The 13,538-nt window shown below is 67.9% G+C and carries 15 protein-coding genes; all 15 read left to right on the top strand.

The annotated features are described in order from the left end of the window. The first annotated feature begins 79 nt into the window (after window positions 1-79). The gene (gene rpoN / locus FQS62_RS10580) at window positions 80-1,489 is read left to right on the top strand and encodes an RNA polymerase factor sigma-54 (RefSeq protein WP_088479346.1); all 1,410 of its coding nucleotides are present in this window, start codon (window positions 80-82) and stop codon (window positions 1,487-1,489) included. A gap of 14 nt (window positions 1,490-1,503) precedes the next feature. After that, window positions 1,504-1,881 (top strand): response regulator, encoded by a 378-nt coding sequence (locus FQS62_RS10575; RefSeq protein ID WP_010485922.1) that lies wholly within the window; start codon window positions 1,504-1,506, stop codon window positions 1,879-1,881. Continuing rightward, entirely contained in the window at window positions 1,878-3,380 is a 1,503-nt protein-coding gene (locus FQS62_RS10570) for a sigma-54 dependent transcriptional regulator (protein WP_107379555.1), read from the top strand. Before FQS62_RS10575 ends, FQS62_RS10570 begins: the two co-directional genes overlap by 4 nt. Before the next feature lie 140 nt (window positions 3,381-3,520). After that, window positions 3,521-3,937 (top strand): hypothetical protein, encoded by a 417-nt coding sequence (locus FQS62_RS10565; protein WP_088479344.1) that lies wholly within the window; start codon window positions 3,521-3,523, stop codon window positions 3,935-3,937. Between the two features lie 437 nt (window positions 3,938-4,374). After that, window positions 4,375-4,740: a flagellar hook-basal body complex protein FliE gene (fliE, locus tag FQS62_RS10560; RefSeq protein WP_005409552.1), complete on the top strand. Its 366-nt coding sequence runs from the start codon at window positions 4,375-4,377 to the stop codon at window positions 4,738-4,740. Window positions 4,741-4,753: 13 nt separating this feature from the next. After that, entirely contained in the window at window positions 4,754-6,400 is a 1,647-nt protein-coding gene (gene fliF, locus FQS62_RS10555; protein ID WP_049444832.1) for a flagellar basal-body MS-ring/collar protein FliF, read from the top strand. A gap of 7 nt (window positions 6,401-6,407) precedes the next feature. Next, window positions 6,408-7,394 carry a flagellar motor switch protein FliG gene (gene fliG / locus FQS62_RS10550; protein WP_024958226.1) on the top strand — a complete coding sequence of 329 codons (987 nt, stop codon included), beginning with the start codon at window positions 6,408-6,410 and terminating at the stop codon, window positions 7,392-7,394. Next, the gene (locus tag FQS62_RS10545) at window positions 7,391-8,032 is read left to right on the top strand and encodes a FliH/SctL family protein (RefSeq protein ID WP_100442760.1); all 642 of its coding nucleotides are present in this window, start codon (window positions 7,391-7,393) and stop codon (window positions 8,030-8,032) included. The genes fliG and FQS62_RS10545 overlap by 4 nt, the downstream gene beginning before the upstream one ends. After that, complete coding sequence (locus FQS62_RS10540) at window positions 8,029-9,414, top strand: FliI/YscN family ATPase (RefSeq protein WP_005413257.1); 1,386 nt, start codon at window positions 8,029-8,031, stop codon at window positions 9,412-9,414. Before FQS62_RS10545 ends, FQS62_RS10540 begins: the two co-directional genes overlap by 4 nt. A gap of 3 nt (window positions 9,415-9,417) precedes the next feature. After that, on the top strand, window positions 9,418-9,885 hold the full coding sequence (gene fliJ, locus FQS62_RS10535; protein WP_049434692.1) for a flagellar export protein FliJ: 468 nt from the start codon (window positions 9,418-9,420) through the stop codon (window positions 9,883-9,885). Beyond that, window positions 9,885-11,042 carry a flagellar hook-length control protein FliK gene (locus FQS62_RS10530; RefSeq protein WP_208043765.1) on the top strand — a complete coding sequence of 386 codons (1,158 nt, stop codon included), beginning with the start codon at window positions 9,885-9,887 and terminating at the stop codon, window positions 11,040-11,042. Before fliJ ends, FQS62_RS10530 begins: the two co-directional genes overlap by 1 nt. Window positions 11,043-11,258: 216 nt before the next feature. After that, a complete protein-coding gene (locus tag FQS62_RS10525; RefSeq protein ID WP_005409545.1) occupies window positions 11,259-11,774 on the top strand; it encodes a flagellar basal body-associated FliL family protein in 516 nt (171 codons plus the stop codon). A gap of 10 nt (window positions 11,775-11,784) precedes the next feature. Continuing rightward, a complete protein-coding gene (gene fliM / locus FQS62_RS10520) occupies window positions 11,785-12,789 on the top strand; it encodes a flagellar motor switch protein FliM (RefSeq protein ID WP_049431106.1) in 1,005 nt (334 codons plus the stop codon). Next, window positions 12,786-13,121: a flagellar motor switch protein FliN gene (gene fliN / locus FQS62_RS10515; protein ID WP_005409543.1), complete on the top strand. Its 336-nt coding sequence runs from the start codon at window positions 12,786-12,788 to the stop codon at window positions 13,119-13,121. Before fliM ends, fliN begins: the two co-directional genes overlap by 4 nt. 17 nt (window positions 13,122-13,138) lie before the next feature. Continuing rightward, a complete protein-coding gene (gene fliO, locus FQS62_RS10510) occupies window positions 13,139-13,537 on the top strand; it encodes a flagellar biosynthetic protein FliO (protein WP_170272481.1) in 399 nt (132 codons plus the stop codon). Window position 13,538 lies beyond the last annotated feature (1 nt).

Here is a 13,538-nt window from a genome sequence, read left to right as displayed (position 1 = left end):
ACCCCCTGATTCCGCCCCCGCCGGATCAAAAGCAAGATGTGTTCCACAAGGCGCCGGGGAGCGGTGCCGGGGAACCACGATGAAGGCTGCACTCTCGACCCAGCTGGGCCAACAACTTCACCTCACCCCGCAGTTGCTGCAGTCGATCCGGCTGCTGCAGCTCGATGGCCTGCACCTGGAGCAGGAAATCCAGCGCCTGCTGGACTCCAACCCGCTGCTGGAGATCGAAGAGGCCGAAGCGCCCGCCGCCGATGCCACCGAGGCCAGTGCCACCACGATGGACACCGCCGCCTTCGACGAACTGCCCGAGTCGTCGATGTGGGACGTGGCCGGCGCCAGCTGGCAGGACGGCGACGACGACCGCATGGCGCGCATCGCCGCCGGCGAATCGACCGACCCGCAGCTGCGGGTGCTGCAGCGCCTGTCGCTGGACATGGACGACCGCCAGCTGGCCGTCGCAGCATTCTGGCTCGATCACTGCGACGAGGCCGGCTACCTGCAGGCACCGCTGGACCAGCTGCAGCTGCTGGCCAGCGCCCAGTTCGATATCGCCGCCGACGGCGTCGAAGCCATCCGCCAGCAACTGCTGCACGGCGAGCCCGCCGGCATGGCCGCGCAGGACCTGCGCGAAGGCCTGCAGGCGCAGCTGCGCAGCCTCCACGGCGTAGTCCCCGCCCGCCACCTGGCCACCCGCATTCTCGATGGCGCACTCGAAGCGCTGGCCGCGCACGACTACCCCGCCCTCGCCCGCCTGCACGACGCCGAGATCGACGACGTGCGCGAAGCCGTGCGCCTGATTCTCTCGCTGCAGCCGCGCCCGGGTGACAGCCTGCTGCCCGAACGCAATGCCGTGGTGGTGCCGGACGTGGTCGCCTGGCACGCCGACGACCAGTGGAAGGTCGCGCTGAACCCGGCCACCAGCCGCCGCGTCTCGATCAACAGCCAGTACGAACAGGCCCTGGCCGAGACCAGCGAGGCCGCACCGGCACTGCGCGAAATGCTGCAGGAAGCGCGCTGGTTCAGCCGCGGCCTGTCGATGCGCTACGACACCCTTCTGCGCACCGCGCGGGTGATCGTCGAGCGCCAGGCCGCGTTCCTGGTGCGAGGCGAGGAGGCCATGGCGCCGCTGACCCTGAAGGAAGTGGCCGAGGAAATCGGCATGCACGAGTCCACCGTGTCGCGCATCACCACCGGCAAGTTCCTGCAGACCCCCCGTGGCACCTTCGAGCTGAAGCACTTCTTCGCCGTTCGCCTGGAAGGTGCCAGCGTCTCCGGCCAGGCCGTGAAGGCCATGGTCCGCCGCCTGATCGACGCCGAACCGGCCGGCCGCCCGCTGGCCGACGAGGCCATCGCCGGCCTGCTGTCGCGTCAGGGGGTGAACATTGCCCGCCGAACCGTCGCAAAATACCGAGAACAACTGGACATCGCCCCGGCCCGTGAACGGCGCCGGCTTGGCGCCAGGCAACCGCAGCTGGCCCGGGTGGGCTGAAAAGGATGTTGGACATGAACAAGCTCACGGTCCTGTTGGTCGATGACCACGAGGGCTTCATCAATGCGGCGATGCGCCATTTCCGCAAGATCGACTGGCTGCAGATCGTCGGCAGCGCCGGCAACGGCCTGGAAGCGATCGAACGCTCGGAGACGCTGCGCCCGCAGGTGGTGCTGATGGACCTGGCCATGCCGGAAATGGGTGGCCTGCAGGCCACCCGCCTGATCAAGTCGCAGGACGATGCACCGTACATCGTGATCGCCAGCCACTTCGACGACGCCGAGCACCGCGAACACGCGCTGCGCGCCGGCGCCGACAATTTTGTCAGCAAGCTGTCCTACATCCAGGAAGTCATGCCGATCCTGGAAGGCCTCAGGGAGGATCGATCGTGAGCGAATCGCGCATCCTGGTGCTGGACAACGACGCCGTGCGCGCAGAGCGCACCGTTGCCCTGCTGGAGTTCATGGATTTCAACCCGCGCTGGGTTGCCGACGCGGCCGACTTCGACCTGGGCCGCCAGCGCCAGAACGACTGGATGGCCGTCATCGTCGGCAGCCTGGACGACACCGCTGCCAGCACCGCGCTGTACCACTGGCTGGGCGGCAGCAGCCTGCCGCCGCCGGTGCTGCTGGCCGATGGTGATGCTGCAGCGTTTGCCCAGCAGCACGGTCTGCACGAAGCCAACATCTGGCCGCTGGAAACGCCGCTGCGCCATGCGCAGATGGAAGCCCTGCTGCGCCGCGCCAGCCTCAAGCGCCTGGACGCCGAGCACCAGGCCGGCGCCGCGCAGGATCAAGGCCCGACCGGCAACGGCCCGGCGGTGACTGCACTGCGTACCATGATCGAGCAGGTTGCCGCATTCGATACCACCGTACTGGTGCTGGGCGAATCCGGTACTGGCAAGGAAGTCGTGTCGCGTGCGATCCACCAGCGCTCGCCGCGCCGTGATGGTCCGTTCGTGGCGATCAACTGCGGCGCCATTCCGGCCGACCTGCTGGAAAGCGAACTGTTCGGCCACGAAAAGGGTGCCTTTACTGGCGCACTGACCGCGCGCAAGGGCCGTTTCGAAATGGCCGAGGGCGGCACTCTGCTGCTCGACGAAATCGGCGACATGAGCCTGCCCATGCAGGTGAAGCTGCTGCGCGTGCTGCAGGAACGCAGCTTTGAGCGCGTCGGTGGCAACCAGACCATCCGCTGCAACGTGCGCGTCGTGGCCGCGACCCACCGCGATCTGGAAACGCGCATCGCCGAAGGCAAGTTCCGCGAGGATCTGTTCTATCGCCTCAACGTGTTCCCGATCGACGTGCCCGCCCTGCGCGAGCGTCGCGAAGACCTGCCGGCGCTGGTGGAAACCATCGCCGCACAGCTGGCGCGCACCGGCCGTGGCGAAGTGCGCTTCACCCCGGAAGCCCTGCAGGCCCTGGCCGGCTATGACTGGCCGGGCAACGTGCGCGAGCTGACCAACCTGGTCGAACGCCTGGCGGTGCTGCATCCGGGCGGTTCGGTGCGCGTGCAGGACCTGCCGGCACGCTATCGTGGCGATGCCGCGCTGGCCGTCCCCGCGCCGGCACCTGAGGTTCCGGTTGCCAGCGAAGAACGCCTGGACCTGCGCAGCTTCTCGTTCCACACCCCAGGCAGCGGCAACCAGCCGGCGCTGGAACACGGTATCGCCGTCAATCGCGCAGCCGCCCCGGCGGCACTGCCCGACGACGGTCTGGACCTGCGCAACCACATGGCCAACATCGAACTGGGCCTGATCAACGAAGCACTGGAACGCACCCAGGGCGTGGTCGCCCACGCCGCCCAGCTGCTCGGCCTGCGCCGCACCACCCTGGTGGAAAAGCTGCGCAAGTACGGCATCGAGCGCGAGCAGGCCGAACTGGCCGGCTGAAGCGCGCTACCAGCATGAAGGGGGCACCAACGCCTGGGCTTGCCCGGGCGTTGGTGTTTCTGCCCCCCTTTACACGTTTTCCTAAAGACAGCGGAGCCGAACTGCGGTGGATTGGAGGGACACCCCAAGGAGCTCCCACCATGCATCGCACCACCCTGCTCGCCGCCCTGCTCTTCCCGGTCCTGGCAACTGCCGCCAACTGCTCCCTGCCGACCACTCTGGACCAACGCCAATTCACCAACCTCAGCGACCCGTTGTACGCGCCCGACAACCCCAACGCCGGGCGCATGGTGCAGCTCAGCTTTGCTGGCAGCCAGTACGTGCTGGACATCCTCGGCACCGACCTCCGCATCGGCGGTAGCTACCGCTATCAGCGCCTGGCCCCGCATATCGCGGAAATCCAGATGACCGAGGCCTACCCGGCCGGTCCCGCCCACTACACCCTGCTGCTGACCTGCCAGAGCAACCATCAGGGTCGCTTCATCTACACCCAGCACGACGGCCCCATCGCACCGCGCCAGCGCCAGAATTCCGGCCACTGGACCCTGCAGCCGTAGGCCAGAAAACCGACGCCGGTTAAATGGCGCCTCCAATGGGGTCAGATCCCGTGCCGACCAAAGCGTGTCGACCAAGGTCGACACCCACCAAGAGCAGCGTGCCGACCAACGGTCGGCACCCACCATCAGCAGCAGGTTCCAACAGATCGCGGCCCACTGTCGAAGGCGGGGTGGGTCCGGTTGCGGGGGTGTCCGCGGCATGGATGCCGCGGCCAAGCCCCCAAGGACGGGTTTACGGCGCCCCCCGTAACCGGACCCACCCCGCCACCCCACGGATAGCCCGATTTTGACGTTGATGTTGACGTGGCCTCTGCGGGTGCAGGGCGCAGCCCTGCCCCCCCCCACCCTCACTTCACTGAATCGAAAACCGGTTTCGGCACGGCACTTGCACCTGCTCCAGCAGACAACCCCATCCCCTGTTTCTGGAACCGTTGCAGATGTCCCACTCCGTCACTTCGATCCTTTCGCAGATCCGCTCCTATCAGACCCAGATGGGACAGCCGGCGCTCAACCCGCTGGGCGAAACGCCGCGCAGCAACGCCCTGCCGGGCACGGTGCTGGACGCGCCGCAGGCCCAGCCGGCCAGCTTCACCGAAACCCTGCGTGGTGCGATTGCCGGCGTCAACGATGCGCAACAGAAGTCCGGCGCCCTCGCCAAAGCCTTCGAAATGGGCGACCCCAGCGCCGACCTCGCCAAGGTGATGGTCGCCTCGCAGCAGTCCCAGATCGCCTTCCGCGCCACCGTGGAAGTCCGCAACCGTCTCGTCCAGGCTTACCAGGACGTGATGAACATGCCGCTGTAAGGAATAGAGACGCATGGCACTGACGCTCTCCAAGGACAGCCTGAACGCCGAAAAGGCCGGGCAATGGTTCGACCGCCTGCAGAGTCTGCAGATCACCCGTCGGCTGGGCCTGATGGCGATGATCGCGGTGGCGGTGGCGGCAGGCCTGTCCGTGTTCTTCTGGTCGCAGAAGCCCGGCATGGTCCCGCTGTACACGGGCCTGGACCAGAAGGCGACCGCTGAAGCGACCGACCTGCTGCGCGCCGCGCAGATTCCGTTCGCGCTCGACCCGGCCACCGGCGGCATCACCGTGCCGGAAAAGAACCTGCATGATGCCCGCCTGAAGCTGGCCGGCTCCGGCTTGACCGACAGCGGCAAGCTCGGCTTCGAGCTGATGGAACGCGATCCGGGCTTCGGCGTCAGCCAGTTCGTGGAAAGCGCACGCTACCAGCATGCGCTGGAAACCGAGCTGTCGCGCACCATCAACACGCTGCGCCCGGTGCGCGATTCGCGCGTGCACCTGGCCATTCCCAAGCCCAGCGCCTTCACCCGCCAGCGTGACGTGGCCAGCGCCTCGGTCACCCTAGAACTGCGTGGCGGCCAGCAGCTGGAACGCAGCCAGGTGGATGCCATCGTGCACATGGTCGCGGCCAGCATTCCGGACCTCGCTCCGGAACGGGTGACCGTGGTCGACCAGAGCGGGCGCATGCTCAGCATCACCGACCCGAACAGCGAAGCGGCGGTCAACGCCGCCCAGTTCGAGCAGGTGCGCCGCCAGGAAACCTCGTTCAACCAGCGCATCCGCGAGCTGCTGGAGCCGATGACCGGCCCCGGCCGGGTCAACCCGGAAGTGAGCGTGGACATGGATTTCTCGGTGACCGAGGAAGCCCGTGAGCTCTACAACGGTGAACCGCAGAAGCTGCGCAGCGAGCAGATGAGCGAGAACACCACCAGCACCCCGGGCCCGCAGGGCGTGCCGGGCGCGACCAGCAACAGCCCGCCGGGCCAGCAGGCCGCCCCGGCCACTGCGCAGACGCCGACCGAAAGCAGCAAGAACGCGACCCGCAACTACGAGCTGGACCGCACCCTGCAGCACACCCGTCAGCCGGCGGGCCGCATCAAGCGCGTCTCGGTGGCAGTACTGGTGGACAACGTGCCGCGCGCAGGCGCCAACGGCAAGGTCAGCCCGCAGCCGCTGTCGGCCGCCGAACTGACCCGCGTCGAGGCACTGGTCAAGCAGGCCGTCGGCTTCAATGCCGAGCGTGGCGATACCGTGTCCGTGATGAACGCCCCCTTCGTGCGTGATACCACGCCGGTCGAAGGCCCGGCCTGGTGGGAGCTGCCGTGGGTGCACGACGCCGGCCGCATGCTGCTGGGCGCCGTGGTGGTGCTGGCATTGCTGTTCGGCGTGCTGCGCCCGGCATTGCGTGCGATCACCGGCCAGAACAAGAAGAACGACGAACAGGCACTGGAACCGCACACCGCGGACGTGCAGCTGGTCGATGACGATGGCATGCCGCTGCCGGCGCTCGGCGCCGACCGGGCCAGCCTGGGCGGGCCGGATGCACTGGCCCTGCCGGTGGATTCATATGAGGAACGACTGCGGATGGCGCGTGAAGCCGTAAAGACCGACTCCAAGCGCGTGGCCCAGGTGGTCAAGGGCTGGGTGGCCAATGACTGAGGCACAACTGACCGGCGTACAGCGCGCGGCCGTGCTGCTGCTGTCCCTGGGTGAGCTGGATGCAGCCGAAGTGCTGCGCCACATGGAACCCAAGGAAGTGCAGAAGATCGGCATCGCCATGGCCACCATGACCGACATCACCCGCGAACAGGTGGAACGGGTGATGGACCAGTTCGGCCAGGAGCTGGGCTCGAAGACCTCGCTGGGCGTGGGCTCGGACGACTACATCCGCAACATGCTGGTGCAGGCGCTGGGCAGCGAGAAGGCCGGCAACCTGATCGACCGCATCCTGCTGGGCCGCAACACCACCGGCCTGGACGCACTGAAGTGGATGGACCCGCGTGCGGTGGCCGACCTGGTGCGCAACGAGCACCCGCAGATCATCGCCATCGTGATGGCGCACCTGGAAACCGACCAGGCCGCCGACGCGCTGAAGCTGCTGCCGGACCGTACCCGCGTGGACGTGCTGCTGCGCATCGCCACCCTCGACGGCATTCCGCCGAACGCGCTCAATGAACTCAACGAGATCATGGAGCGCCAGTTCGCCGGCAACCAGAACCTGAAGTCGTCCAACATCGGTGGCGTGCAGTGCGCGGCCAACATTCTGAACTTCATGGACAGCGGCCAGGACCAGGCGATCCTCGGCGAGATCGCGCGCATCGATGCGCCGCTGAGCAACCGCATCCAGGACCTGATGTTCGTGTTCGACGACCTGGTCGACCTGGATGACCGCGAAATGCAGCTGGTGCTGCGTGAAGTGAGCGGCGAGCGCCTGGGTCTGGCCCTGCGCGGTGCCGACATCAAGGTCCGCGACAAGATCACCCGCAACATGTCGCAGCGTGCGGCCGAAATCCTGCTGGAAGACATGGAAGCCCGCGGTCCGGTGCGCCTGTCCGACGTGGAAGGTGCGCAGCGCGAGATCCTGGCCATCGTCAAGCGCATGGCCGATGAAGGCACCGTCACCATTGGTGGCAGTGCGGAGGCCATGCTGTGAGCAACGTCGTGCGCTGGCTTGCCCCGGACCTGCTGGCCCAGCCCGAACCGGCGCTGGAGCAGGAGGACGCGTTCGAACTCACCGAGCCGGACCCGGAACACGAGCCGGAGCCGCCGCTGCAGCTGCCGACCCTGGAGGAAATCCAGGCCATCCAGGACAACGCCGAGAAGGAAGGCTTCCAGCACGGCCATAGCGAAGGTTACGGCCAGGGCCAGGCGGAGGTGCGTCGCCTCGCCGCACAGATCGAAGGCATCCTCGACAACTTCAGCCGACCGCTGGTGAGGCTGGAGAACGAAGTGGTCGGCGCACTGGGCGAGCTGGCGGTACGCATCGCGGGCGCACTGGTCGGCCGCGCTTACGAGGCTGAGCCGGCGCTGCTGGCGCAGCTGGTCGGCGAGGCCATCGACGCGGTGGGTGGCAGCACCCGCGAGGTCGAAGTGCGACTGCACCCGGATGACATCGCCGCCCTCGCCCCGCTGTTGAGCCTGCCGCCACAACAGCGCCTGGTGCCAGACACCAGCCTGAGCCGCGGCGATCTTCGCGTGCACGCAGAAGCCGTGCGCATCGACGGCACCCTGGAAGCCCGCCTGCGAGGCGCGCTGGACGCGGTGATCCGCCAGACCGGAGCCAATGCATGAACCCCGATCCGCAGCCGACGCCGCCACCGGCCGACTGGGCCATGGCCCGCAACCTGCGCCTGGCCCGTCGGCTCGACGGCCTGCGCGTGGATACCGCCCATGGCCGTGGCCTGATCCGCGAAGGCGTGCTGCGCCGCGCGGTCGGACTGACCCTGGAAGCCGTCGGCTGCGAGGCGCCGCTGGGCGCCAGCTGCAAGGTGGAAGTGGTCGACGGCGGCTGGGTCGATGCCGAAGTGGTCGGCTTTGCCGGCGAGCGCACCTACCTGATGCCCAGCGCCGAACTGCACGGCCTGCTGCCCAACGCACGGGTGGTGCCGTCTGCGCGCCGTGGCGGCGTTGAAGTGGGCGAAGGGCTGCTCGGCCGCGTCATCGACAGCGATGGCGTGCCGCTGGACGGCAAGGGCCCGATCCGCGCCGAGGGCCACGTTGGCATGGCCGGCGTGTCGATCAATCCGCTGGCGCGTGAGCCGATCACCCAGCCGCTGGACGTGGGCGTGCGCGCGATCAACGCGCTGCTGCCGATCGGCCGCGGCCAGCGTGTCGGCCTGTTCGCCGGCTCCGGCGTCGGCAAGTCGACGCTGCTGGGCATGATGACCCGCTACACCGCCGCCGACGTGATCGTGGTCGGCCTGATCGGTGAACGTGGCCGCGAAGTACGCGATTTCGTCGAAACCACGCTGGGCGAAGAAGGCCTGCGCCGCGCCGTGGTGGTGGCCAGTCCCGCCGACCGGCCGCCGCTGGCGCGCCTGCACGGCGCCTACCGCGCCACCGCCATCGCCGAATGGTTCCGCGACCAGGGCCTGAACGTGCTGCTGCTGATGGACTCGCTGACCCGCTTCGCCCAGGCGCAGCGCGAGATCGGCCTGTCGGTCGGCGAACCGCCCACCACCCGCGGCTACCCGCCGTCGGTGTTCGCCAAGCTGCCGGCACTGGTCGAACGCGCCGGTAATGGCGCCAAGGGCCGCGGCTCGATCACCGCGTTCTACACGGTGCTGACCGAAGGCGATGATCCGCAGGATCCGATTGCCGATGCAGCGCGCGCGATCCTCGACGGCCACATCCTGCTCTCGCGGCGCGTGGCCGACAGCGGCCTGTACCCGGCCATCGACGTCGAATCGTCGGTCAGCCGCGTGGTCACGGAAATCGCCGACGAGCCGTGGCGCCTGCGCATCCGCAAGTTGAAGCGACTGGTCTCGGCCTACTCGGCCAACCGTGACCTGATCGCCATCGGTGCCTACCAGCGCGGCAACGACGCGGCCACCGACGAAGCTCTGGAACGCTGGCCGGAAATCATGGAGTTCCTCGGCCAGGACGTTGCCAAGGCCGCAGATCTCCCGCACAGCCAGGCGGCGCTGCAGCGCCTGGTGGAACAAGAGAGTTAAGCCATGAACCAGTCCAAGCGCATCGATCCCCTGCTCAAGCGGGCCCAGGAACACGAGGACGCGGTCGCCCGCGACCTGGCCGAACGCCAGCGCGTGCTCGATACCCATCTCTCGCGACTGGACGAACTGCGCCGCTACGCCGAGGAGTATGCGAATGCCCAGATGGCGGCGACCAGCCCGGCACAACTGCTGAACCGGCGTGCGTTTCTCGACCGCCTGGATAGTGCGGTCGAACAGCAGCAGGCCACGGTCAACGGCAACCGCGAGAAGGTGGAAGCTGAGCGCGCCCGCCTGATCCTGGCCAGCCGTGACAAGGCCGTGCTGGAGCAGCTGGCCGCCAGCTACCGCGCGCAGGAAAAGGTGGTGACCGACCGCCGCGACCAGCGCGAGATGGACGACATCGGTGCCCGCCGCGCTCGCCTGGTACAGACCGAAGACCAGGACGGCGCCGAGCAGGGAGGCCGCTCGTGATGCCCGCGCCATTGGCCAGCAGCGCCAACGCGCAGCCGCAGAATTCCGGCAGCAGCGCAACGCGCGCGCCACGCGGTGATGGAAACAAGGAGTTCAGCCAACTGCTGCAGGGTGGCTCATCGGGTGCCGATGCGCCCTCGAAACCCTCGAAAGCCTCGAACACGCCCACGCCGTCCACGCAGGGACCGGCATCCGACAACAATGGCCAGGCCGGCGCCGAGCGCAGGCCGGACAGCGCTGCCGCGCCCGAAGAGACCGCAGCCACGGTGCCCACAGCGCAAGCCAAGCCCGCTGCCGAAAAGGACGCCCAGGCTGCGGCCGAGGAGGCGCCCTGGCCGCCGCTCGGCCTGGCAGGACTGGTGCTGGCGGTACCGGCACCTGCCGACCCTGCCGCCGCTCTGCCGGCGGTGACAGCGACAGCCACCGACGCAGACGGCAACGCACCCCCCGCCCCCGCCGCACTACCGGTCGCAGCAGCCCTGCCGTCCACAGCAGCTGCGACCACATCGTCCACCGCCGAGGGTAATGCCCCCAGCGGCGCCGACCAGGTGACCACACTGCCGTTGCCTGAGCTGGTGCTGCCCGGCAAGCGCAGCGAGCGCGGTGAAGGCAGCGACGCACCCCTCATCGGCGACCGCACCGCGGCGCCGCTGCTGCATGCACCGGGCAACGCGGCTGTGCAGGATCTGAAGACCGCGTTGGCCACGGGCAATGCGATCTTCAATGGTGAACCCACACCGAAACCGGTGCTCGGTGACGACGGTTTCGACCAGGCCATTGGCGCGCGCCTGGGCTGGCTGGCCGACCAGAAGATCGGCCATGCCCACATCCGGCTGAGTCCGGATGACATGGGCCCGGTCGACGTGCGCCTACAGTTGAACGGCGACAAGGTGCATGCCAGCTTCAGCAGCCCGCACGTGGATGTGCGCCAGGCGCTGGAAAGCAGCCTGCCGCGCCTTCGCGAACTTCTCGGCGAGCAGGGCTTCCAGCTGGCTCATGCCGATGTCGGCCACCAGGCGCCCGGTGGTGACGGCAATGCGTCGGGCCAGGCCGGTGGCGGCGGCATGGCAGGTGACGGAGAACCGTCGCCGGCCGAGGGCGGTGTGTCGTCCGCACAGTTGATCCGCCAGCGCGGGTTGCTGGACGCATACGCCTGACAGGCGTGCCAACCAAGGTTGGCACCCACCAGAGCGATGCGGTCGGCACCCTCCAGAGCAGTGCGGTTGGCACCTGCCAGTATCGCGTTGGTGGGTGCGGAGCTTGCTCCGCACGGCCCCACAGGCCCCCCGACGGAATTCCGTCGCACCCCTCTGCCCCGGCTCCGGCACACCCCTTGCATATCCCGGTGAAGCAACCCTCAGGAGCTTCACCCCGTGGCCGCAGCCGCTGACAAAACCAAGAAGACCGCCGAGAAGGACAAGGCCGCCAAGCCGCGTAGTCCGATCCTGATCACCGCACTGGTGGCCGTACTGGCCGCCGCTGCCGCCGGTGGCGGCGTCTGGTTCTTCACCCAGTCCAAGCACGAAGAGAAGACCGCGCAGGCGCCGAAGAAGGCCAGCACTCCGGCACCGGCACAGTACTTCGCGCTGGACCCGGCGTTCGTGGTCAACCTCAATGGCCCGGTCGACGGCCCGCGCTACCTGCAGCTGGAAGTGCAGCTGATGACCCGCGACCCGGCCGCGCTGGAAGCGATCAAGACCCATGCCCCCGCCATCCGCGCACGCCTGCTGATGCTGTTCTCGCAGGTCAGCCCGGACCAGATCGCCGACGTCGCCGGCAAGCAGAAGCTGCAGGCCGCTTCGCTGGCCGAAGTGCAGAAAGTGCTCAAGGCCGAGACCGGCAGCAACGGCGCTGACGATCTGCTGTTCACCAGCTTCGTGACCCAGTAAGGGCCCACCGATGAATGACCTGCTGTCCCAGGACGAGATTGATGCCCTGCTCCACGGCGTGGACAGTGGTGCGGTCGAGACCGATCCGGAACCGCCGTCCGGCGAAGCACGTTCGTACGACTTCGCCAGCCAGGACCGCATCATCCGCGGTCGCATGCCGACCCTGGAAATGGTCCACGAGCGCTTCGCGCGCCTCTGGCGGATCGGCCTGTTCAACCTGATCCGCCGCTCGGCCGAGCTGTCGGTGCGCGGCATCGAGCTGATCAAGTTCAACGACTACATGCACTCGCTGTATGTGCCGACCAACCTGAACCTGATCCGCTTCAAGCCGCTGCGCGGTACCGGCCTGATCGTATTCGAACCGACCCTGGTGTTCGCCATCGTCGACAACTTCTTCGGTGGCGACGGACGCTACCCGACCCGCATCGAAGGACGCGAGTTCACCGCCACGGAAATGCGGGTGATCCATCTGCTGCTGAAGCAGACCTTCGCCGACCTGCGCGAAGCCTGGGCACCGGTGATGGATGTGGATTTCGAGTACATCAACTCGGAGATCAACCCGCACTTCGCCAACATCGTGACCCCGCGCGAATACGTGGTGGTGTGCCGACTGCACGTCGAGCTCGACGGCGGTGGCGGCGACATCCACGTGACCCTGCCGTACTCGATGCTGGAGCCGATCCGCGAGCTGCTCGACGCCGGCATCCAGAGCGACCGCAACGATCGCGACGAGAGCTGGGGGCAGACCCTTCGCGAGCAGCTCAACATCGCCGAGGTGACCCTGTCCAGCGTGCTGGCCAGCAAGCGCATGACGCTGCGTGACCTGACCCAGCTGAAGGTAGGCGACATCCTGCCGATCGAGCTCAGCCCGCAGGTGCCGTTGTGCGTGGAGAACATCCCGGTGTTCACCGGCGAGTTCGGCATCGCCAACGGCATGAACGCCGTGAAGATCACCGCTACCCATCCGCCGGGCACCCGTCCGCGCGTACCCGTCATCCAGGAAGACCCGCAATGAACGATATCGACGCCCTCGAACCCACCCCGGCCCAGTTCAGCAGCCTGCAGGCCGATGAGGCGAACGGTCCGGACCTGAATCTGGACGTGATCCTGGACGTGCCGGTGACCCTGTCGCTGGAAGTCGGTCGCGCGCGCCTGCCGATCCGCAACCTGCTGCAGCTCAACCAGGGCTCGGTGGTGGAACTGGAACGCGGCGCCGGCGAATCGCTGGATGTGTTCGTCAACGGCACCCTGATCGCCCATGGCGAAGTGGTGGTGATCAATGACCGCTTCGGCGTGCGCCTGACCGACGTGGTCAGCCCGAGCGAGCGGATCCGGAGACTGCGTTGAGCCTGCTGGCCTCCACTCTGCTGGCGGTCGGCAAGGCCGCCGCTCCGGTCGGCCCGCAGATCGGCCAGCACGCGGCCGCCGCACCGAGCCTGTTCGGCGCGGTGCTGGCGCTGCTGGCAGTGCTCGCGCTGGTCATCGGACTCGGCTGGCTGCTCAAGCGCATGCCCGGCAGCGGCTTCCGCCCTGCCGAAGGCATGAAGCTGGTGGCCAGCCTCAGTGTCGGCGCCAAGGAACGCGTGGTGGTGGTCGAGGTCAATGGCCAGCAACTGCTGCTGGGCGTCACCGCCGGCGGCATCAACACCCTGCATACCCTGCCCGAACCGTTGCCGCCACCGGCACCGGTGCGCGTGCCGGATTTCAAGAACCTGCCGAATTTCGCCCAGCTGCTGCAGCAGCGGCTGCGCAAGGATCCCTGAC

This window comes from Stenotrophomonas sp. SBJS02 (genome assembly GCF_020428325.2).
GTDB classification, from domain to species: Bacteria; Pseudomonadota; Gammaproteobacteria; order Xanthomonadales; family Xanthomonadaceae; genus Stenotrophomonas; species Stenotrophomonas africana.
Note: the sequence above shows the minus strand (reverse complement) of the source record. Positions and strands in the feature narration are given on the sequence as shown.

Coding starts and splice junctions, on each gene's coding strand:
- fliJ (WP_049434692.1), top strand. CDS start 9,418: ATGAACCAGTCCAAGCGCATCGATCCCCTGCTCAAGCGGGCCCAGGAA.
- FQS62_RS10540 (WP_005413257.1), top strand. CDS start 8,029: ATGAACCCCGATCCGCAGCCGACGCCGCCACCGGCCGACTGGGCCATG.
- rpoN (WP_088479346.1), top strand. CDS start 80: ATGAAGGCTGCACTCTCGACCCAGCTGGGCCAACAACTTCACCTCACC.
- FQS62_RS10565 (WP_088479344.1), top strand. CDS start 3,521: ATGCATCGCACCACCCTGCTCGCCGCCCTGCTCTTCCCGGTCCTGGCA.
- fliF (WP_049444832.1), top strand. CDS start 4,754: ATGGCACTGACGCTCTCCAAGGACAGCCTGAACGCCGAAAAGGCCGGG.
- FQS62_RS10530 (WP_208043765.1), top strand. CDS start 9,885: ATGCCCGCGCCATTGGCCAGCAGCGCCAACGCGCAGCCGCAGAATTCC.
- fliE (WP_005409552.1), top strand. CDS start 4,375: ATGTCCCACTCCGTCACTTCGATCCTTTCGCAGATCCGCTCCTATCAG.
- fliM (WP_049431106.1), top strand. CDS start 11,785: ATGAATGACCTGCTGTCCCAGGACGAGATTGATGCCCTGCTCCACGGC.
- fliN (WP_005409543.1), top strand. CDS start 12,786: ATGAACGATATCGACGCCCTCGAACCCACCCCGGCCCAGTTCAGCAGC.
- FQS62_RS10575 (WP_010485922.1), top strand. CDS start 1,504: ATGAACAAGCTCACGGTCCTGTTGGTCGATGACCACGAGGGCTTCATC.